General features: G+C 42.2%; 19 protein-coding genes, 1 tRNA gene, 1 rRNA gene, 1 other RNA gene and 1 other annotated feature. Of the genes, 5 read left to right on the plus strand and 17 right to left on the minus strand.

Annotated elements, in window-relative coordinates:
• From CSV63_RS15915 to ffs, 7 genes are all read right to left on the minus strand, one after another.
• Positions 1 to 82: ribosomal RNA gene (locus CSV63_RS15915) — 16S ribosomal RNA — on the minus strand; the annotation flags it as partial.
• 300 nt (positions 83 to 382) lie between these two features.
• A complete protein-coding gene (locus tag CSV63_RS15920; protein WP_233192180.1) occupies positions 383 to 607 on the minus strand; it encodes a pro-sigmaK processing inhibitor BofA family protein in 225 nt (74 codons plus the stop codon).
• A 127-nt stretch (positions 608 to 734) separates the two neighbouring features.
• The gene (gene recR / locus CSV63_RS15925; protein WP_085427723.1) at positions 735 to 1331 is read right to left on the minus strand and encodes a recombination mediator RecR; all 597 of its coding nucleotides are present in this window, start codon (positions 1329 to 1331) and stop codon (positions 735 to 737) included.
• Between the two features lie 11 nt (positions 1332 to 1342).
• On the minus strand, positions 1343 to 1663 hold the full coding sequence (locus CSV63_RS15930; RefSeq protein WP_099696692.1) for a YbaB/EbfC family nucleoid-associated protein: 321 nt from the start codon (positions 1661 to 1663) through the stop codon (positions 1343 to 1345).
• A 21-nt stretch (positions 1664 to 1684) separates the two neighbouring features.
• Entirely contained in the window at positions 1685 to 3430 is a 1746-nt protein-coding gene (gene dnaX / locus CSV63_RS15935) for a DNA polymerase III subunit gamma/tau (RefSeq protein WP_099696693.1), read from the minus strand.
• An 85-nt stretch (positions 3431 to 3515) separates the two neighbouring features.
• Positions 3516 to 3968: an S-ribosylhomocysteine lyase gene (locus CSV63_RS15940; protein WP_199203684.1), complete on the minus strand. Its 453-nt coding sequence runs from the start codon at positions 3966 to 3968 to the stop codon at positions 3516 to 3518.
• Between the two features lie 125 nt (positions 3969 to 4093).
• Positions 4094 to 4360, minus strand: an RNA gene (ffs, locus tag CSV63_RS15945) — signal recognition particle sRNA large type.
• Between the two features lie 153 nt (positions 4361 to 4513).
• On the opposite strand from ffs, the gene CSV63_RS15950 reads away from it, so the two are divergent.
• Positions 4514 to 4738 (plus strand): hypothetical protein, encoded by a 225-nt coding sequence (locus CSV63_RS15950; protein WP_099696695.1) that lies wholly within the window; start codon positions 4514 to 4516, stop codon positions 4736 to 4738.
• Positions 4739 to 4779: 41 nt separating this feature from the next.
• A tRNA-Ser gene (locus CSV63_RS15955) sits at positions 4780 to 4872 on the plus strand.
• 188 nt (positions 4873 to 5060) lie between these two features.
• Here the strand turns inward: CSV63_RS15955 and thrB are convergent.
• The 3 genes from thrB to CSV63_RS15970 are packed head-to-tail and all read right to left on the minus strand — an operon-like array spanning position 5061 to position 8305.
• Positions 5061 to 5957, minus strand: a complete 897-nt coding sequence (gene thrB / locus CSV63_RS15960) for a homoserine kinase (RefSeq protein WP_099696696.1) — start codon at positions 5955 to 5957, stop codon at positions 5061 to 5063.
• Positions 5957 to 7015, minus strand: coding sequence for a threonine synthase (gene thrC, locus CSV63_RS15965; RefSeq protein WP_099696697.1), 1059 nt, complete (start codon positions 7013 to 7015; stop codon positions 5957 to 5959). Before thrC ends, thrB begins: the two co-directional genes overlap by 1 nt.
• 6 nt (positions 7016 to 7021) lie before the next feature.
• Complete coding sequence (locus CSV63_RS15970) at positions 7022 to 8305, minus strand: homoserine dehydrogenase (RefSeq protein WP_099696708.1); 1284 nt, start codon at positions 8303 to 8305, stop codon at positions 7022 to 7024.
• 164 nt (positions 8306 to 8469) lie between these two features.
• On the opposite strand from CSV63_RS15970, the gene CSV63_RS15975 reads away from it, so the two are divergent.
• On the plus strand, positions 8470 to 9834 hold the full coding sequence (locus CSV63_RS15975; RefSeq protein ID WP_099696698.1) for an aspartate kinase: 1365 nt from the start codon (positions 8470 to 8472) through the stop codon (positions 9832 to 9834).
• Between the two features lie 15 nt (positions 9835 to 9849).
• Here CSV63_RS15975 and CSV63_RS15980 read toward each other — a convergent pair whose 3' ends face one another.
• The gene (locus CSV63_RS15980) at positions 9850 to 10506 is read right to left on the minus strand and encodes a deoxynucleoside kinase (RefSeq protein ID WP_099696699.1); all 657 of its coding nucleotides are present in this window, start codon (positions 10504 to 10506) and stop codon (positions 9850 to 9852) included.
• Complete coding sequence (locus CSV63_RS15985; RefSeq protein WP_099696700.1) at positions 10493 to 11140, minus strand: deoxynucleoside kinase; 648 nt, start codon at positions 11138 to 11140, stop codon at positions 10493 to 10495. Before CSV63_RS15985 ends, CSV63_RS15980 begins: the two co-directional genes overlap by 14 nt.
• A 173-nt stretch (positions 11141 to 11313) precedes the next feature.
• Here CSV63_RS15985 and tadA point away from each other — a divergent pair, with 173 nt between their 5' ends.
• Positions 11314 to 11814, plus strand: coding sequence for a tRNA adenosine(34) deaminase TadA (gene tadA, locus CSV63_RS15990; RefSeq protein ID WP_099696701.1), 501 nt, complete (start codon positions 11314 to 11316; stop codon positions 11812 to 11814).
• 97 nt (positions 11815 to 11911) lie between these two features.
• Here the strand turns inward: tadA and serS are convergent, their stop codons facing one another.
• Complete coding sequence (gene serS, locus CSV63_RS15995) at positions 11912 to 13195, minus strand: serine--tRNA ligase (protein WP_099696702.1); 1284 nt, start codon at positions 13193 to 13195, stop codon at positions 11912 to 11914.
• Between the two features lie 68 nt (positions 13196 to 13263).
• Positions 13264 to 13471: a binding site (T-box leader), on the minus strand.
• A 291-nt stretch (positions 13472 to 13762) separates the two neighbouring features.
• Positions 13763 to 14608 carry a pyridoxal 5'-phosphate synthase lyase subunit PdxS gene (gene pdxS, locus CSV63_RS16000; protein WP_099696703.1) on the minus strand — a complete coding sequence of 282 codons (846 nt, stop codon included), beginning with the start codon at positions 14606 to 14608 and terminating at the stop codon, positions 13763 to 13765.
• A 100-nt stretch (positions 14609 to 14708) separates the two neighbouring features.
• Between pdxS and pdxR the strand changes: the two genes are divergently transcribed.
• Positions 14709 to 16124 (plus strand): MocR-like pyridoxine biosynthesis transcription factor PdxR, encoded by a 1416-nt coding sequence (pdxR, locus tag CSV63_RS16005; protein WP_099696704.1) that lies wholly within the window; start codon positions 14709 to 14711, stop codon positions 16122 to 16124.
• Between the two features lie 19 nt (positions 16125 to 16143).
• Here the strand turns inward: pdxR and CSV63_RS16010 are convergent, their stop codons facing one another.
• The 3 genes from CSV63_RS16010 to CSV63_RS16020 all read right to left on the minus strand — a co-directional run bounded on the left by CSV63_RS16010 (position 16144) and on the right by CSV63_RS16020 (position 19731).
• Positions 16144 to 17499 (minus strand): D-alanyl-D-alanine carboxypeptidase family protein, encoded by a 1356-nt coding sequence (locus CSV63_RS16010; protein WP_099696705.1) that lies wholly within the window; start codon positions 17497 to 17499, stop codon positions 16144 to 16146.
• Positions 17500 to 17676: 177 nt separating this feature from the next.
• Complete coding sequence (guaB, locus tag CSV63_RS16015) at positions 17677 to 19143, minus strand: IMP dehydrogenase (protein ID WP_099696706.1); 1467 nt, start codon at positions 19141 to 19143, stop codon at positions 17677 to 17679.
• Positions 19144 to 19248: 105 nt separating this feature from the next.
• Positions 19249 to 19731, minus strand: coding sequence for a glutathione peroxidase (locus CSV63_RS16020; RefSeq protein WP_099696707.1), 483 nt, complete (start codon positions 19729 to 19731; stop codon positions 19249 to 19251).
• Positions 19732 to 20156 lie beyond the last annotated feature (425 nt).

Here is a 20156-nt window from a genome sequence, read left to right on the forward strand (position 1 = left end):
AGCTTCCAACAGTTCGCTCGACTTGCATGTATTAGGCATGCCGCCAGCGTTCGTCCTGAGCCAGGATCAAACTCTCCATAAGAGAAATTCGATTAGCTCGAGTTTCATTTGCTGGCATCAATTAAGATACTCATTTTTGTTTGTGTCACCGTAAGATGCACAAACTGTATTTCGTTAACGTTTTGCTGTTCAGTTTTCAAGGTTCATTCGGTTGATCTCTCGTAAGAGGCAACTTTCTAATATTAACATCTCATCATTTTGTTGTCAACACTTTTACTTAAAAAGTTTTTCTTGTTAAGTGTGATGTTTTCGCGACTGCTTGATGCGACGCTTATAAATATACCACCCTGTTTATTAGAATGCAAGCTTTTTCACCATTCTTTTAAAAAAGAATGGCGAAACCGCATAGCGCTGCGAATCCGGGCACTCCCAATATAGCTAAGATCATGCCGGATGCAATATTTACAGGTACGTAGATGCCAATAAATCCACCGGCAATATTCATTAAGAAGAGAATAAAGAACGCAAAAGCTAGTCTAAACCAAAATACCGATAAGCGTTCCATGTTTTTTTCGAGTGTGGTTCGACTCATACTTAAAAGAAACAATGATACGACTCCTAATATAGCTATGACTATAATCCTCACAGAAAACGCCCTTTCTATCTCATAGATAGTTATCTATATGCGTCTCTGCGAAAGATTAGTCTACTTGTTCTCAATCTTTTAATTCTTTTTATAGTTCTCGACGACCTTCCAGTGCTCTGGACAATGTAACTTCATCTGCATATTCTAGATCCCCACCGACAGGTAAGCCGTGGGCGATACGCGTTGTTGTAATTCCGGATGGTTTAACAAGCCTTGAAATATACATAGCTGTTGCTTCTCCTTCTATAGTAGGGTTCGTCGCAAGAATCAATTCCTGCACTTCATCATCTTGGAGTCTAGTTAATAATGAAGGAACGTTGATATCCTCCGGCCCAATACCGTCCATCGGTGATATTGCACCTTGTAGTACATGGTACAAACCTCGGTAGTCGCGCATTTTTTCCATGGCAATCACATCTTTCGGATCTTGAACGACACATATGGTTGTGCGATCACGTGATTGGTCCTGACAGATATAACATGGATCGATATCCGTAATATGACCACAAACTGAGCAAAACTGAAGATTACGTTTCGCATCCACTAACGCTTTGGCGAAATCCAGTACAGTATCTTCTTTCATACTTAATACAAAAAACGCCAGACGACCCGCAGTTTTGGGGCCAATGCCTGGCAGTTTCATAAAACTATCCATCAACTTAGATATAGGTTCAGGATAATGCATTATACAGCCTCCTAGAACATCCCGGGCAAGTTCATTCCTTTTGTAAATTGGCCCATTGTGGAGTTCGTCTTTTCTTCTGCTTTTGCAATAGCGTCATTTGTAGCGATAACAATCAAGTCCTGTAAGATTTCCACATCTTCTGGATCTACCGCTTCTGGATCAATGATCACCTCAAGTACTTCCTTATGGCCTGAGACGATTACCTTTACCATACCGCCACCTGCTGTACCTTCCATTCGCTCATTGCCTAGGTTTTCCTGTGCCTCTGCCATCTTCTTTTGCATCTTTTGCATTTGCTTCATCATACCTTGCATATTCCCTGCTCCACGCATAAATAATTCCTCCTTAGTAAATTACTCTTCTATTGTAATAAAATCTTTTCCAAACATTTTCTCTGCTTCAGTTACGAGTGGGTCGGCTTCTTCGATTGTTGCTTCTTCCATAAACGCTGACGTTGGTTGCTCATCGTCTGACTGTTGAGGGTTATCTTTACTATTTTGACTGGCCAAACCACTTTTTCGAATGAAATCAGCACGAACTTGCAACCAGCTTTCCTCAGCTACGTAGACTACTTCATAGCCTTTTCCTGTCAGTTGCAGTAAAGCATTCGATAGTCCAGCTTGTAATGTAGCATTCTCAGAAGCCATCAAGCAATGAATTTCATATTTAAATTTTAGCACAAAAGCCGTCTCTGATGCTGCTACAGGCTCTGTCTCTTCCAATAAAGCGGCGTGTGAGCGTTGCATACTTTGCATCATGCCCGCCCATTGCTCACGAATCATTTGAATATCGGACTTTGTTGCCGATTTTAAAACTTCCACAATTTTACCCGTTGGCACTTTGGCAGATCTAGAAGCAGTTGAAGCAGCTCTTTTCGTCGGTGCTTGCGGTTCCGCGGCTTGCTGCACAGCCCCTGTTGCCAGTTGTTGCTGAAGTTGTCTAACGGTCTGTTCTAGAATTGCAAATTTCTGGGCCATTTCAGGATCAGCTGCAGAAGTTTGCATTTGTTGTTGCTCTCCAGAATGAATCATTTTCAATAAAGCAGATTCAATGTAGACCTTCCCATGATTAGAAAAACGCATTTCTTGTTGTGTTTTTGAAAGGATATCGATGTACCGGTACAATTCATCCGAATGAAACTCTTGTGCAAGCTCTTGAAATCTTTCACCATCTGAAATCAATTCCAGAAGACTTGTCAACTCAGGCGCTGTGCCAAGTAGTAACATATCACGGAAAAACGTGATCATGTCTTCGGCGAGTCTACCTACATCTTTACCTTCAGCAATCAGTTCATTTAATAAAGACAATGCGGATCCCGCGTCTTTCGCTTGAATTGATTGTGCTAGCTGATAAAAGATTTCCTCTCCAATTGCTCCAGTCACAAGTAACGCATCACTTGTCGTCAACTCGTCTCCGCTAAACGACACAGCTTGATCGAGCATACTAAGCGCATCCCGCATTCCACCCGTCGCGGCTTGGGCGATTGCGCGCAACGCTCCAGTCTCCGCTGTAACCCCAATATCTCCAATAACCTTTTCCATTCGATCAATGATTTCAGGTGCCGTAATAGGCTTGAAATCAAATCGCTGACATCTGGAAATAATAGTAAGAGGCAACTTATGAGGTTCCGTAGTTGCCAAAATGAATACTACATGGGCTGGGGGTTCTTCCAGTGTCTTCAGCAATGCATTAAAGGCTGAATTGGACAGCATATGCACTTCATCAATAATATAGACTTTAAATCGCGCATTGGAAGGTGCCACATGCACACGCTCAATAATGTCACGAATTTCTTCTACGCGCGAATTGGAAGCCGCATCAAATTCAGTTACATCTGTGTTTGATCCCTCTGTGATGCTTTTACATGTCTCGCATTCATTGCATGGTTCTGTCGCTGGTCCATTTTCACAATTTAGTGCTTTTGCAAATATCTTCGCCGCACTTGTCTTTCCCGTTCCACGAGGTCCTGAGAATAGATAGGCGTGTGTAGTCTTCTGATGGAGAAGGGTGTTTTGCAGAGTTCGCTTGATCGCCTGCTGACCTGACATTTCACCAAAAGCCTGTGGTCTGTAAGCGCGATATAGTGCTTGGTAAATCAACTACTCTCCCCCCTTTTCTCCGATTGCATAATACTTTTATCATAACACGAAACACAATTTTTTCACCGTTTATCGCTTAGACATATTACGCAAATACTTCTGTCCACTCGTCTTTTTTATCTAGCATGGCGCGTGCAATTTCCTTTGCGCCTTCAAGACTATGACTTGCCGCCCAACCACACTGTACTTCGTTACAAGCCGGTACTTCCGTTGCTACCAGTACGTCATTTAATGTATTCTCTACTATGGTAAGAATATCATTATAGTCGTCATGATTGATTACAGCTAGATAATAACCCGTCTGACAGCCCATTGGACTGATGTCAACGATTTGATCCGAATGATCTCGGCTGAATTCTGCCATCATATGTTCTAGTGAATGAAGCGCTGGCATCTCCATGTGATCTGTATTCGGCTGGCAAAAGCGGATATCATATTTCAAGATCTTATCGCCATTCTTACCTTCTGAAGTTCCCGCTAATCGTATATAAGGTGCTTTCACTTTCGTATGATCCAAATTAAAACTTTCGACATTCATTTTTTTCTCAGACAATGTAAATCGCTCCCTTTCAGTTTTACGTACTATATTGAAGTATACACTATTTTAGGTACAAAAAAAAACTCGTCCATAGTGAAATGGACGAGTGAATTATTAAATTTATGCCGTGCACCTTTCTTCGACTGCCGCACATAAGCGTTACTCTTGTCGTTGGCTCGGTCTAGGCTACCCCGCGGCACATGAGAGAGTCCACTTAATGCTGCTTCCTTCCGGACCTGACATGGTTCATGGGTTCCCATTGCGCAGGACCCAGACGTCAACACTACGTGCAAGAGGCAGACCCTACATGCGGACAGCCTCAGAAAAGGAGTTCAGTCTTGCTAGAGCGGATTGCAAGTTACAGGGCACCGCTAATTCCCCACCTAGCACGGCATTTCTTATTATACCCATTGTTAATTGTGATTGCAACGGTAAACCTTTTATTCATCGTCATGTGTTTCAACACCTTATCGTATAATCGACGAAAAACCTTTTGCCCACCCATATTACATAGTATACTAATTGAATTAAACGAGGTGATTAACATGAATCAAACTGAACGTTATGAGCTAAGTTTCCGCAATCCCGAAGTACGAGTCTATGCGGTAATGGTGTTACCTGCCGTCTTGCTTAGCTTATTGGTGATTATTTTCTCGCGGTCGGATTTTAACTTCATGTATGGTGCGCTAATACAGTTCGTTGCCTTGACGGGTTTTTATTATTGGCGCTTCATTTATCGCCGCAAAGAAAAGAGAAAAAATAATGGTTGACGCTTTAAAAAGAACGTGGTAAGATATTATTTGTCTGATACGGAGGAATACCCAAGCCCGGCTGAAGGGATCGGTCTTGAAAACCGACAGGGGTGTTAAAGCCCGCGGGGGTTCGAATCCCTCTTCCTCCGCCATATTTTTGACAGCACACGTTACTTGATGTAACGTTTTTTTATTGCCTAAAAATAAAAACGTAAATAAAATCCACCGACCTGTGTTTTAGACGGAGACGGTTGACTGGTATACAATATATACATCCATGGAAGAATACCTCCATTGTGAAAAAACAGCGCCAGTGACTGAATCAGTCCTGACGCTGTTTTTATTTTGTGATGTGTGCGCCTGACTCTGCCGGTTGCAGGGCAAGTGCTTGGTAATGTGGAAAGCTTTGTTCTAATGATGCCGCCACTTGTTGCTCTGTTCCTGGTGGTACAGCTACGAAAAGAGAAGGTCCCGCTCCGCTAATTGTCATGCCGTACGCACCGGCTTCTTTACATGCCAAACGTATTTCATCAAAGTTAGGGAATCCAACTTTTCGGTAAGGTTCGTGATATAAGTCCCGTTCCATCATACGGCCTGCCGTCACCCAATCTGATTGCGCAATAGCAGCAGTCATCACACTGCCCGCTGCACTTCCGCGCACTGCCACTTTATGTGACAGTTGGTCAGGTAGCAACCCTCGCGAAGCTTCCGTCTTTAAAGCAACCGGCGGCACGAGGATGACTACACCAATCGGGGGTGCTGGGAATGCAAGTACTTCCATCTCATCTTCGGCGAAGTATGAGACTGTCATCCCCCCAATCAATGCAGCGGTAACGTTATCGGCATGGCCTTCTAGTTCACTGCCGATCCGCAACTTATCTTTTGGAGATAGTTGTAAACTTGCTAACTCACTCGCAATTTCAATACCCGCTGCAATTGCTGTAGCACTGCTACCTAGGCCTTTTCCTAAAGGAATATCTGAATGTACTACTAGCTTTTGCGATGCAATCTCTCGATCATACCGCAATGCGACATCCTGAATAGTCTGTACGATTAGATTTGTTTCATCTGTCGGTAGTGCGGCATACTCTTTATCTTGATACAACACATTCCATGCGTCAGCTGGTGTTACTTCAATTGTCATATTGAGTGAAAGGGCAAGACCTAAATGATCGAAGCCGGGTCCGAGATTAGCCGTTGTGGCTGGCACGGTCACTGAAAAACCAGCTTCTGTCATTAGTCGTTCCCCTCTTTCAATTCTTTTAAGAAGTTATCGAACTGTTCATTTGTCATCATGGGCTTATCTGCATTGACATTGATTGCCGTTTCAGGATCCTTCAATCCATTACCTGTCAGGATTCCAACTATTGTCGTCCCTTTTTCAATCAATCCCGCATCAAGTCGTTTCTTTATGCCTGCAATTGTTGCACAAGAAGCTGGCTCTGCAAAGATTCCGTCTGTTGCAGCTAGTAATTGATATGCTTCCAGAATCTCTTCATCAGTAGCGGACAAGATGTCGCCACCTGATTCTTCAAGTGCTTGCGTTGCCAAATGCCAACTTGCAGGGTTTCCAATACGGATTGCTGTTGCTACCGTTTCAGGCTCGTCGAATACACGGTCATATACGATTGGCGCTGCACCGTCAGCTTGTACTCCGAGTAACTTTGGTGTATCCGTACTTTTTTTCTCTGCGTATTCTTTGAAACCTTTCCATGCTGCAGATATATTACCTGCATTTCCAACAGGCAAGACAAAGATGTCCGGTACTTTACCAAGCTGTTCAATTGTTTCAAACGCTACCGTCTTCTGGCCTTCAAGTCGATATGGATTAACAGAGTTCACCAGTGCAATTTTTCCTTCACCTAGTTCACGTACCATACGAAGTGCTTCGTCAAAGTTTCCTTCGATGGCCACGATTTCCGCACCGTACATTTTCGCCTGTGCTAGCTTGCCCAGTGCAATACGACCTTCCGGAATAACGACGATTGTACGCATTCCTGCTCGTGCACCATAGGCTGCAGCTGCAGCAGACGTGTTCCCCGTTGAAGCACAGATCAACGCCGTTTTCCCCTCTTCTTTCGCCTTTGCAACCGCCATTACCATTCCGCGATCTTTAAATGAACCAGTTGGATTCGTTCCCTCTGTTTTTACATACAGATTGATTCCCCACTGTTTTGATAAGTTTTCGAGATGGATTAACGGTGTATTTCCCTCTTGCAGTGTTAACGCAGGAGTATTCTCTGTCACCGGCAACCATTCTTTATATTCTTCGATCAATCCATTCCATCTTCTCATAATTCCTTATTCTCCTTCCACACGGTAATGACTAGAAATGTCAATGACCGCAGGTGTGTCTTTTAAGTCTGCCAAAATATCTAAATGTTGTTGACGGGAAATTTTATGTGTAATGAAGATTAAATCTGCGCCTTCATCATGCACATCTGAATCTTGGACGACTGTCGCCAGACTCGCTTTGTGGTGACTATAAATAGATGTCAATTCCGTCAACACACCTACTTCGTCACGTACCGTTATACGGTGGAAATAACGTGCGTATTTTTGATCATCCGTTTTTACTTTACGTTCAAATTGCGGCGAATGCATTCTTTTACCATTTACACCGAGCAAAATATTACGGCAGGCCGCCACTACATCAGCTGTTACAGAAGTCGCTGTAGGTAATGAACCAGCTCCAGGTCCGTAGAACATTGTCTCACCTACTGCATCACTATACACATACACTGCGTTGAATTCATTATTGACTGTAGCGAGTGGATGAGAGTTGGGAACAAATACCGGTTCTACGGCCACTTCAATTCCTTCTTCATCTTTTTTAGCAGAACCCGTCATCTTAATTGTGTAACCGAATTGCTCTGCAAGCTGAAGATCGCCGTCCGCAATTTCCTTCATACCACGGACAAATACATCGTCAAGATGCACGTCTGTGGAAAAGGATAAAGATGCAAGAATAACCATCTTACGCGCCGCATCAATACCATCTACGTCAGCTGAAGGATCAGCTTCTGCAAAGCCAAGTTCCGTCGCTTCCGCTAATGCATCTTCATATGTCTTATTTTCATGCTTCATCTTTGTTAAAATGAAGTTAGTTGTTCCATTGACGATTCCTGTTAATGCGGTGATCCGGTCGGACGCTAATCCATCTTCCAATGTACGAATTAACGGAATACCACCGCCCACACTCGCTTCATATAATAGATCGCATTTATTTTCATCTGCTAATTTTAATAATTCAGGTCCCGACTCTGCCATGACATCCTTATTCGCAGTAACAACACCTTTACCTGCTTCAAGTGAACGTCGAATTGCTTCAGACGAACCTCCCGTCACTTCGATAATCAAATCAATTTCGGGATCGTTTAATACTTCTTCGAGTGATGTAGTGAACATTTCTTGAGGTATGACGCCATTGCGTTTTTTATCCAAGTCTTTAACAAGGACTTTCTTAATAGATACGGGAACACCAAGCTTATGTTGTAAGTCGTCTTGGTGATTATGCAAAATAGTTGCAACGCCACTTCCGACTACTCCATAACCTAGCAAACCAATATTAATTTCATTTTTCACATTTTTCATTTGACGATTCTCCTAACTATATGTACACTATGAAAAAACAATCGTTCTTCGTATAAGGACAATTATAGAGAATTCCGACTTTAATAACAACCTGTTTTCATGAATCTTCTAAAAAATAGATAGATAATCTCAAAATAGATAGGATCTGGTACTCAATGAAAGTATGTAAATTTGGCGGAACATCCGTCGCATCTGCGGAACAAATTCGGAAAGTGGTCGACATTGTCGTATCCGACCCATCGAGAAAGATCGTCGTAGTTTCTGCACCAGGTAAACGTTTTTCTTCTGATATTAAAGTTACTGACTTGCTTATTGATTTGGCAAATGCATCACTTGCTGGTAAAGACACCCTAGATTCGCTGCAACTGGTTGTGGATCGTTACAAGGAAATTGCAGAAGGTCTAGGCTTAGACAAAGAAATTGCACAAGTAATTGAGCAAGATATCGTAAGACGCCTCAATAAAGATCAATCTGATAAAATTCTTTACGTTGATAGCTTAAAAGCTGCCGGAGAAGACAATAACGCAAAAATGATTGCAGCGTACTTCCAACATATCGGCGTCGAAGCAGAATATGTTAATCCCCGTGAAGGTGGTTTACTTGTTAACCACCGTCCAGAACGTGTACGCGCTCTTCCGGAAGGCAACGAAAAGCTCTGTAAACTACGCGATAAAGAAGGTATTGTTGTATTTCCAGGCTTCTTTGGTTACACAGAAGACGGAACATTGCGTACGTTTAACCGCGGTGGCTCGGATATTACAGGCGCCCTACTAGCGGCAGCAACGAATGCAGAACTTTATGAAAACTTTACCGACGTAGATTCCGTTTTTGCAGCAAATCCAACAGTTATTGAAAATCCACGTGCGATCGACGCCATGACATATCGAGAAATGCGTGAGCTTGCATATGCAGGGTTTTCTGTGTTTCACGAGGAAGCTTTAGTACCTGCATTCCGTCACAAAATTCCTGTTTGTATTAAGAACACCAACAATCCAAGTGCGCCCGGGACAATGATCGTTCTGGATCGTGACCATACTGTTCAATCGGTTGTCGGAATCGCTGCCGATAAAGGATTTTCTACACTCTTCGTTGCTAAGTACTTAATGAACCTGGAAATTGGTTTTGGACGTCACTTGCTACAAATTCTGGAAGAAGAAGAAATTCCATTTGAGCATACACCGTCAGGCATCGATAACTTGTCTGTTATTATTCGCGATGAACATTTAACACCGGAAAAGGAAGCACGTATCGTTAAACGCATTGAACAAGAGTTATGTCCTGATGACGTACATTTCCAACGTGATTATTCCATGGTAGTACTCGTGGGTGAAGGCATGCGCCATGCAAGAGGGTTGGCAGCACGCGCAGCATCTGCTATCGCACGTACAGGTGCAAATATTGAAATGATCAACCAAGGTTCTTCAGAGGTAAGCTTAGTATTCGGTATTCAAGAAAAAGATGAAAACATTGTCCTTCGAGAGCTATATCAGGAATTTTTCACAGAAGTTCCTGTTCATTAAGACAAACGACACGCCCTATATAAGGGGTGTCGTTTTTTTCATTTTTTCAGCCACTTTCCCGATAATTAACTCAATATCCTGTTCATTTCCTAATAAATCATATTCTTCGATGTTTAGCCGAATGACCGGACATGCAGTAAAAGAATCAATCCACTGTTCATAACGACGATACATCTCTTCCCAATACCTTCTCGGTGTTTGCATCTCCATATCCCTGCCGCGCTCTTCAATACGATCAAGGATGACAGGTAGTGGTCCCTCCAAGTAAATAAGTGCATTCGGATGTGGGAAATATGGCGTCATCACCATTGCTTCATATAGATTCATATATGTTTCAAAGTCGACCGCTTCCATCGTTCCTTCATCAGCGTGCATTTGGGCAAAGATCCCTACATCTTCATAAATAGAACGATCTTGTACAAAACCGCCACCGCTTTCGAAGATATGCTTTTGCTCTTTAAAGCGTTCTGCCAAAAAGAAGATTTGCAAATGAAAACTCCAACGTTCAAAGTCATCATAGAATCTCTCCAAATATGGATTTTCTGCTACGTTTTCCAATGACTCTTGAAATCCAAGTCTTTTGGCCATCGCGTGTGCCATTGTTGATTTTCCTACTCCTACCATTCCCGCTACCGCAAATACACTGTTTTCCGGTATATTAGGTAACTTCATTTAGCTTCAAACCTTTCTGAATCGCCTCATAAACTTTACTTAGAATTGCATCCATGTCATTTTTATTGCGTACATAGTCCACTACATCGCCGTTTATATGGATAACTTGGACATCTGGGTATGTTGCTTCGAACTCTGGCAAATAAGTCCCGTAATCTTTCGAAAGTTGTAGTAAGTAATCAGGATCCATATCTGCTTCATACGATCGACCGCGCTCGTCTATTCGGTTGAGCAGTGTAGGAATAGATGCTGACAATGAAATAACGACGTTCGGCATAGGTAGATCTTTCGTCAAAATATGATAGATATCTTTATATTTCACAAAATCATTTGACTCTAATGTACGTTGCGCAAATAGCATGTTTTTGAATACATGATAATCGGCCACCACAGGTAACCCTTGTGAAATATATTCATTATTAATTTTCTTCAATTGTTCATACCGATTACATAGGAAAAACATTTCCGTCTGGAAACTCCACTTTTCTTTGTCTTGATAAAACTGATCAAGGAAAGGATTTTCTCCACTAATCTCTCTTAATTGATGATATGAAAAGGTCTCGGCAATTGCTGCCGTGAGCGTAGTCTTCCCTACACCAATCGGACCTTCTACCGCAATAAACGGGACAAACATTTACCACTCACCCTTTCAATTCGTTACCTTTCTATTTTATCATAGACGCACCTATACATTGTGAATTAAATTGAGTTGTTTAGTGTTTTCTTCTCGATTGTTTCACGTGGAACATGTCACTAATTGATTTTGATGTACCGCATGATAGACTGTTTATAAGGAGTGATACATTGATGAAAGATGATGAATACTACATGAGACTGGCAATAGCAGAAGCTGAAAAAGCTGCCACACTTGCCGAAGTACCCATTGGTGCAGTTATTGTACATAATGGACAAGTAATTGCTGCAGCCCATAATCTTCGTGAAACCACACAAAATGCCGTCACTCACGCGGAACTATCCGCCATCCAAATCGCATGTGAGAAGGTAGGTAGTTGGCGTCTAGAAGACACTACACTATACGTCACACTTGAACCTTGCCCTATGTGTGCAGGCGCCATACTACAATCTCGTATTCCACGAGTCGTCTATGGCGCACGTGACCCTAAAGGGGGTTGTGTCCACACCTTTTATCAACTACTTAATGACTCCCGATTCAATCATGAATGCATAGTAACCGAGGGTGTCCTCGGCGAGGATTGCGGACAACTCCTTACCAACTTCTTTCGATCATTGAGAAAAAAAAGAAAAGCCGCGAAAAAAGAAGCCCAACGCCTAGAGTCAAACTCATAAGTGTAGGGCTTCATTCTTTTGCATTTCATTCAATAGTTTTTGGATTTCAAAAAGAATAGAAATTGATTATATGGTGTACAGTCAATAGCGTATCCACTTATTTAGGTGCTTCAATTTTTTCTTTTCCACCCATATAAGGTCGAAGCACGTCTGGAATCACAACAGAACCATCTTCTTGCTGATAGTTTTCCAAAATCGCTGCTACTGTACGGCCGACAGCTAAACCACTTCCATTTAACGTATGAACGTACTCAGGCTTCGCACCCGGCTCACGGCGGAAACGAATATGTGCTCGACGCGCTTGGAAATCTTCAAAGTTGGAACAAGAAGATATTTCACGATAGACGTTTTGTGTAGGGATCCATACTTCCAAGTCGTACTTCTTGGCAGCCGTAAAACCTAAATCTGCTGTACACATCTTGAGTGCACGATACGGTAACTTCAACAACTGCAATACTTTTTCCGCATGGCCAGTCAGTTTTTCTAACTCATCGTATGAATCTTCCGGTTTCACAAAGCGAACCAACTCCACTTTATTGAATTGATGCTGGCGAATTAATCCGCGCGTATCACGACCTGCAGACCCTGCCTCAGAACGGAAATTTGTACTATACGCTGTGAACGCAATTGGCAACTTTGAGCCTTCCAAGATTTCATCACGATAGAAGTTGGTAACAGGAACCTCGGATGTTGGGATGAGGAAGTAATCCTCTTCTTCAATCAAGAATGCATCTTCTTCAAACTTTGGCAGTTGTCCCGTTCCAGTCAGGCTTGTACGATTTACTAAATATGGCGGCAGCATTTCCTCGTAGCCGTGTTCTTCTTGATGAAGGTCAAGCATGAAGTTGATCAATGCACGTTCAAGTCGTGCACCGAGTCCGCGGTAAAACACGAAACGACTACCTGTTACTTTTGCTGCTCGTTCAAAATCTAGTAGTTGTAGATCCGTCCCTATCTCCCAATGGGGTTTAGGTTCAAAGTCAAACGTCGGTAACTCTCCCCACGTACGAACTTCTACGTTGTCCTCTTCACTATCCCCTACTGGCACGCTGTCATGAGGAATGTTTGGAATACGCATAAGCACATAATTCAATTCCTCTTCCACTGTAGAAAGTTCTTGATCATACGCTTTGATTTCCTCGCCAACTTTTTTCATCTTTGCGATGACTTCATCCGCATTTTCTTTATTACGCTTCATTTGCGCTACTTGTTGTGATACTTCATTACGCTCGGCTTTCAGTACTTCTACTTTAGATAAAATTTCGCGTCGTTTCTCGTCAAGACCACCAAACTTTTCAAAGTCGGTTAAATCCTCTCCACGTTTACTAAGTTTTGCTTTTACTTCTTCATAATTTGCACGCAATAGTTTACTGTCTAGCACGTCATCTGCCTCCTTGTATTTACATCACTACTAATAAAAAGCAATAAAAAAAGCCCTCCATCCCCTAAAATAGGGACGAGAACTACCCGCGTTGCCACCCAAATTGACTGATTGTACAGCCCACTTGTTTGAGATATCGGCTCAACTGACCGGCAAAACCTTCTGATACGGCTTTGCTACTCCAGGACGGATTCACAACGGCTTATACTAGCTTTCACCAACCGCTAGCTCTCTAAAAAAAACACTGTTGCTACTGCTTCCTATCATCGTAATGTATGTGAAATTACATATACCATACTACAATTTCTAACAATTTACAAGAGACATGGTACGTTATAGCCTGGGAAATGTCGTAATTCTAAACAAAATAACCTCCATACAATCACTTTGATATATTTTTTTAATTTATAAAAAAGTTCATGGGAGATTCGCCAGGGCCATGAGACAACTAGCGTACTTCTTAGCTGACTCATGGCTAGACGTAATCCTTTAATGCTCATGTGGATGAAGTTTTTAATGCTCTATGGCTTCAATCCCCTAACCAAGTTAAGCACTGACCCAAGCAAATTACGAGCTACGAGTCGCCATCAATTCACTCGCTGCAAGCTGAGAAATTTCCAAGCCTTTCATCGGTGTGCCAATCCCTTTTGACAGCTCAGCAATCAACTCGTAGTCCTGGTAGTTCGTAGTAGCCTGAACAATTGCACGTGCAAATGCTTCTGGCTTCTCTGATTTGAAAATACCTGAACCAACAAAAACTCCATCTGCTCCAAGTTCCATCATCAGTGCTGCATCAGCGGGCGTTGCAACCCCCCCGGCAGAATAGTTCACAACCGGTAAACGACCAGCTTCTTTAATAGCAAGTAGGATCTCATATGGAGCACCAAGGTTACGGGCTTCCGTCATTAACTCGTCTTTGCTCATATGTACTACTTTCCCCACTTGGGCATTAATCATTCTCAAGTGACGTACGGCTTCTACGATATTTCCTGTGCCTGGTTCTCCTTTTGTACGAAGCATTTTTGCGCCTTCACCTAAACGACGTGCTGCTTCACCAAGGTTTCTTGCTCCACAAACAAATGGTACGCTGAAATCGCTTTTCAATAAGTGAAATTCATCATCTGCAGGCGTTAGTACTTCACTTTCATCAATGAAGTCTACACCTAGTGCTTCTAATACACGTGCTTCTGAGATATGACCAATACGTGCTTTTGCCATTACCGGAATGGATACTGCATTTTGTACTTCTTCTATTATTCGTGGATCAGCCATACGTGCAACACCGCCTGCCGCTCGAATGTCAGAAGGTACTCGCTCCAATGCCATAACCGCAATAGCTCCGGCTGCTTCCGCTACCTTCGCTTGCTCTGCATTAATTACATCCATGATGACGCCGCCATAAGTAAAATTCATTTCATTTCCCCCTTTTTGTTATTTTCAGTATAATTGAAATTGACCATTTGAAAATAGCCAGTTATACATTAAACAACGTGGTCAGATTAGAGGGGTCATTATGGACATGATTTTTATTGAGCTTCAAAAAAATTCGGATATCCCGCTTTATCAACAAATATATAATCAAATTAAACAAGACATGATCGATGGCAAGTTTCTCGTTGGCATGAAACTACCCTCCAAACGTCAACTGGAAGAGTTTCTTGGCGTCAGCCAAACAACAATAGAAATGGCTTATGATCAACTGATGGCGGAAGGTTTTATCGCGGCGGAACCAAGAAAAGGCTATTTCGTACAAGCCATAGAAGAACTCGCCTATGTACAACCTGTAAAGTCAGATACTCTACCTGAAGTTCCCGCAAGCAAACCTGTGGATTATGACTTTTCACCAAGCTCCATTGACACGGAAAACTTCCCATTCATTGTATGGAGAAAATACGCGCGGGATATTATGGATACATCACATGCCCACTTACTGCTTCTTGGAGACCCACACGGTGATGTTGAGTTGCGTCAGGAAATTGCCCGCTATTTGTACCATTCTCGGGGAGTAGACTGTACGCCTGAACAAATCATCGTGGGGTCCGGTACAGAACAACTTTTACCTTTGATTATTCGGATACTAGGTGAACGGGCTCGCTATGCAATTGAGGATCCAGGCTATCTCATGACCAAACACGTCTTTTCCGAAAACTACAGAAAAACGATTCCCATTGCAGTCGACCATGAAGGACTTGACGTAAAGGCACTACAACGGTCTGATGCTTCTATAGCCTACGTAACCCCTTCTCATCAGTTCCCAACCGGTGCAGTGCTGTCTGCGGCCCGTAGAATCGCTCTTTTGAACTGGGCTGCATCCAATCCTGATTTTTTCATAATTGAAGACGACTATGACAGTGAATTCCGTTACCGTGGACGTCCTATCCCTTCCTTGCAAGGGATGGATAAAGGAGAAAATGTCATCTATTTAAGTACGTTTACCAAATCTCTTATGCCATCTATGCGGATCGCCTACATGGTGCTACCACCAAGGCTATTGGATAGGTACCGTCAGGCTTTTATTCCCTACTCTTCTTCTGTACCGAGGATAGATCAACATATCCTTGCACGTTTCATGGCGGATGGACAATTTTCACGCCATCTGAACCGCATGCGTAAAATCTATCGTCGAAAAATGCATACGTTGACAAACTTATTGAAATCGTATGGACCTATCATTTCATTCTCAGGCGATGAAGCAGGTATGCATGTGTTGCTTCACATTCATACGACTAGAACTGAAAAGGAACTTATTAGTGAAGCTCTTCAATCAGGAATAAAAGTTCGTGGTCTAAACACCTATAAGGTAACACCTGACCAATCCCCTCCTTCATTCCTGATCGGTTTTGGTGGACTAACTGAAAATGACATCAAACACGCAATTCCAAAGTTGTTTGATGTGTGGAATATAAAAAAGACAGCGATACCTGAGTAGGTACGCTGTCTTTTGTTAATTAATTAAATAAACCTTTTACAAAACCAGTGGAACTATTCCATGCATTGGAGAAGAAGTTGCCAATCGCTCCCATAGTTAACGGTAGCCAACCAGCCTTCTTCACCTCTTCAGTCGTGACTACTTCTGCATCCACTATTTTTCCATCAATAAACCCATAATCTGGACCCTCTTTTTTTACTAGCTTGACATGGCCAACGACCGTCCCTTTTTTAATTGGTGCTTGGACTTGTCCATTTTTTACTAATTTCTCATCCAATACAAGTTCAGTTGTATAGTCTTGATCTTCGCCATTGCGAACTAACATTTTAATGGGTTTCTTTGTAGCAATTGCCACTTTTTTCTCTTTCCCCTTAATAACGGCTAGTGTTTTCTGCTTCTTGAACTGATGTCCTGCTTTAAGTAGCTCTGTTTCACTAAATTCTTTGAAGCCATAATCAAATAATTTACGAGTGGCATCAAAACGCGCTTCATAAGATCCTACGCCTTTATCATCCACTGCATTCATTACAACGGCAATAACACGCCGTCCATCACGCACAGCAGTTCCAGTGAAACAATGTCCTGCAAATTCCGTAGTTCCTGTTTTCAAACCATCGATGCCTTCGTATTCATACACTAACCCGGGTAACATGAAGTTCCAGTTCACCATATCAATGGCATCGTCCGTGCCTTCACGAAATGTCTTTTTTGCAATTTTGGTCGTATCTAATACTTCGGGAAATTCCTTCAATAAATGATAGGCTAGTTTAGCGACAGAACGAGCAGGCATAACGTTTTCATCTTTCTCACCAAACGCACTTGGGTGCATACCTTGTAAGTCACTATTGTTTAGCCCCGTAGAATTGACGAACTTATAATCTGTCAGTCCAAATTCTTCGGCCTTTTTATTCATCAGATTGACAAATTCCTCTTCTGATCCTGCAATTGACTCGGCAATCGCAATAGTTGCCGCATTTGCTGAGTAAATTGCTACAGCTTCGTAAAGTTCGCGAATTGTATAGGATCCATCCCGACGAAGCGGTACATTACTTAAACGGCGATCTTGTGAAACCTTATACGTATACTCGGTAACTTTGTATTCCTGATCCCACGTAATCGTTCCATCCTCAATAGCTTCGAACATCAAGTATTCCGTCATCATTTTCGTCATACTTGCAATACCGAGTGGCTTATCCGCGTTCTCTTCGTATAATACCTTTCCACTATCTGCGTCTATTAAAATAGCTCCGTTTACACGGATGTCCAGTGAAGATTCACTTTCCTCCGCTGCTACAGATCCCTGCATACCAAACGACATCAGCAATATCATTGGCACCATTAAAATCGCCAACCATCTCTGTGTTACTTTTTCCACTCATCTTACCTCCGTAGTCACAATATCAAAAATCAGTGTACCATATTCCCCGCAAGTCAGATATGTTTATGGCAAAAAAAACACATATTCTCCCATGAAATCATTATATTTTATTATCCACCCTATAAATACAAAAAAGGACAGGAGAAAATTTCTCACTGCCCTTTAAATAATAGATTAACGTACCGAATAGTTCGGTGCTTCTTTTGTAATTTGTACTTGGTGCGGATGACTTTCCAATAAACCAGCGCCTGTCATGCGAATAAATTGTGCATTTTCACGATGTGCTTCAAGATCCTTTGAACCGCAGTACCCCATACCTGCCCGAATACCACCTATAAGTTGATGAATGGTATCAGACAAAGGCCCTTTATACGGCATACGACCTTCAATGCCTTCAGGTACAAGTTTCTTTTCATCTTCTTGGAAGTAACGATCTTTGGAACCTTTTTCCATGGCAGCAACTGAACCCATTCCACGGTATACTTTAAAACGACGTCCCTGGAAGATCTCAGACTCCCCTGGGCTCTCGGTAGTACCTGCAAGCAGGCTTCCAAGCATAACCGCATGTCCACCTGCAGCCAATGCTTTGACAATATCACCAGAATACTTAATACCACCATCGGCAATTATCGTCTTGCCATATTTACGCGCAACTGTTGCACACTCATAGATAGCAGTGATCTGTGGTACACCAACACCTGCAACTACACGGGTAGTACAAATAGAACCAGGACCAATACCAACCTTCACTACATCAGCACCTGCTTCGTACAGCGCTTCAGTTGCTTCCGCAGTTGCTACGTTTCCTGCAACAATTGCAAGGTCAGGATAGTTTCTACGGATCTCTTTCACTGTGTCAATAACACCCTTAGAGTGGCCGTGTGCCGTATCAATGACTATTAGGTCTACTTCCGCCTGTACAAGCTTCTCAATGCGTGTAGACGTGTCTGCCGTGACTCCAACAGCCGCACCGACAAGTAAACGCCCAGCCTTATCTTTTGCTGCATTAGGAAACTCAATAACCTTCTCGATGTCTTTGATTGTAATTAATCCATTAAGAATACCTTTATCATCTACAATCGGAAGCTTTTCGATTTTATATTGCTGTAGCATTTTCTCCGCATCTTCTAGTGTAGTTCCAACAGGAGCCGTCACCAAGTTTTCTTTCGTCATGACTTCATCAATGATAATGGAATAATCCTGAATGAATCTCAGATCACGGTTCGTCAAAATACCAACTAGTTTCTTCTCTTCCATGTTGTTAACAATTGGAACACCCGAGATACGATATTTACCCATTAAATGCTCTGCATCAAATACTTGATGTTCCGGTGTTAGGAAAAACGGATTTTTAATAACTCCATTCTCAGAACGTTTAACCGTAACCACTTGCTCAGCCTGCTCTTCAATACTCATGTTTTTATGAATAATACCAATTCCACCCTGACGAGCCATAGATATCGCCATCTTGGATTCCGTTACTGTATCCATACCTGCACTGATGATAGGTATACTCAACTTAATGCTATCTGTTAAGTTCACGGACAGCGAAACGGCCTTTGGCAATACTTCAGAAGCAGCCGGCACCAATAATACATCATCAAACGTCAGACCTTCACGAGAAAACTTTGATTCCCACATTAACTTTCTTCCTCCTAAAATTACTATTGTCTATTCAGATTATTAAAAGGTTATCAGCGACAGTGGGACGTGTCAAGATAGAAGTTTATAAACTGGCCATTACATCTACTTGGCAAATAATTTATTGAGTGACTTTTGCATCTTTAGTGGATTCGTCTGTGGTGCAAAACGATCAACTACTTTTCCGTTTGAATCAATTAAGAACTTCGTGAAGTTCCATTTGATGCCTTCTGTTAATACTCCCTTTTGTTGTTCTGCAAGATACGTAAATAAAGGTGCTGCTTCATCACCTTTTACATCTACCTTGGCAAACATAGGGAACGTCACGCCATAATTCAATTGGCAGAAATTCATCGTCTCTTCAATATCATCAAATTCCTGATTATTAAAGTTATCTGATGGGAAGCCTAATACTACCAGCCCTTGATCCTTATATTCTTCATACAGTTGTTGCAGTTCTTTAAATTGTTTTGTGAAGCCGCATTTACTAGCAGTATTGACAATAATCATTGGATTGCCTTCAAATTCTTTTAGAGATTTCTTTTCTCCATCAGTAGTTTCCATTGTAAAATCGTAAACTGTCGTCATGCAGTATCGCCTCTTTTCTTTAGTATATTTTACCCGACTATTGAATGAATACCTAGTATCTTGTTTTATTGTAAGATTTTTAGAGTATTGAAGAGAAGAATATAAGGGCATTTTTAGACGAGATGGAAGCGCTTGTGATGAGACATTGAGCGGGTTAGCGAGATGATAGAGCGGTTGGCGCAACTCATTGAGCGGGTTAGCGAGACGATAGAGCGCATGGCATGCTTCATAGAGCGGGTAAGCAAGACGATAGAGCGCTTATCATGATTTATTGAGCACCTAACCAAGATTGACAATCTCTCGACTCTGAACTTAGTTCATATTTAGTATTAAACACAAAAAAGCCACTCCCCAAAGGGAATGGCTTCGCATGCCTAGCAACGTCCTACTCTCACAGGGGGAAACCCCCAACTACCATCGGCGCT

It is taken from the genome of Sporosarcina sp. P34, assembly GCF_002743375.1.
Classification (GTDB): Bacteria; Bacillota; Bacilli; order Bacillales_A; family Planococcaceae; genus Sporosarcina.

Bases quoted from the DNA above. Each gene is read 5' to 3' on its own strand.
- CSV63_RS15930 (WP_099696692.1), bottom strand. From the start codon at position 1,663: ATGCGTGGAGCAGGGAATATGCAAGGTATGATGAAGCAAATGCAAAAG.
- CSV63_RS15980 (WP_099696699.1), bottom strand. From the start codon at position 10,506: ATGAAGTTACCTAATATACCGGAAAACAGTGTATTTGCGGTAGCGGGA.
- CSV63_RS16020 (WP_099696707.1), bottom strand. From the start codon at position 19,731: ATGACGACAGTTTACGATTTTACAATGGAAACTACTGATGGAGAAAAG.
- recR (WP_085427723.1), bottom strand. From the start codon at position 1,331: ATGCATTATCCTGAACCTATATCTAAGTTGATGGATAGTTTTATGAAA.
- pdxS (WP_099696703.1), bottom strand. From the start codon at position 14,608: ATGAATTTTACTTATGGCGGCGTCATCATGGATGTAATTAATGCAGAG.
- thrC (WP_099696697.1), bottom strand. From the start codon at position 7,015: ATGAGAAGATGGAATGGATTGATCGAAGAATATAAAGAATGGTTGCCG.
- CSV63_RS15940 (WP_199203684.1), bottom strand. From the start codon at position 3,968: ATGAATGTCGAAAGTTTTAATTTGGATCATACGAAAGTGAAAGCACCT.
- CSV63_RS15975 (WP_099696698.1), top strand. From the start codon at position 8,470: ATGAAAGTATGTAAATTTGGCGGAACATCCGTCGCATCTGCGGAACAA.
- CSV63_RS15950 (WP_099696695.1), top strand. From the start codon at position 4,514: ATGAATCAAACTGAACGTTATGAGCTAAGTTTCCGCAATCCCGAAGTA.
- CSV63_RS15985 (WP_099696700.1), bottom strand. From the start codon at position 11,140: ATGTTTGTCCCGTTTATTGCGGTAGAAGGTCCGATTGGTGTAGGGAAG.
- guaB (WP_099696706.1), bottom strand. From the start codon at position 19,143: ATGTGGGAATCAAAGTTTTCTCGTGAAGGTCTGACGTTTGATGATGTA.
- tadA (WP_099696701.1), top strand. From the start codon at position 11,314: ATGAAAGATGATGAATACTACATGAGACTGGCAATAGCAGAAGCTGAA.
- thrB (WP_099696696.1), bottom strand. From the start codon at position 5,957: ATGACAGAAGCTGGTTTTTCAGTGACCGTGCCAGCCACAACGGCTAAT.
- pdxR (WP_099696704.1), top strand. From the start codon at position 14,709: ATGGACATGATTTTTATTGAGCTTCAAAAAAATTCGGATATCCCGCTT.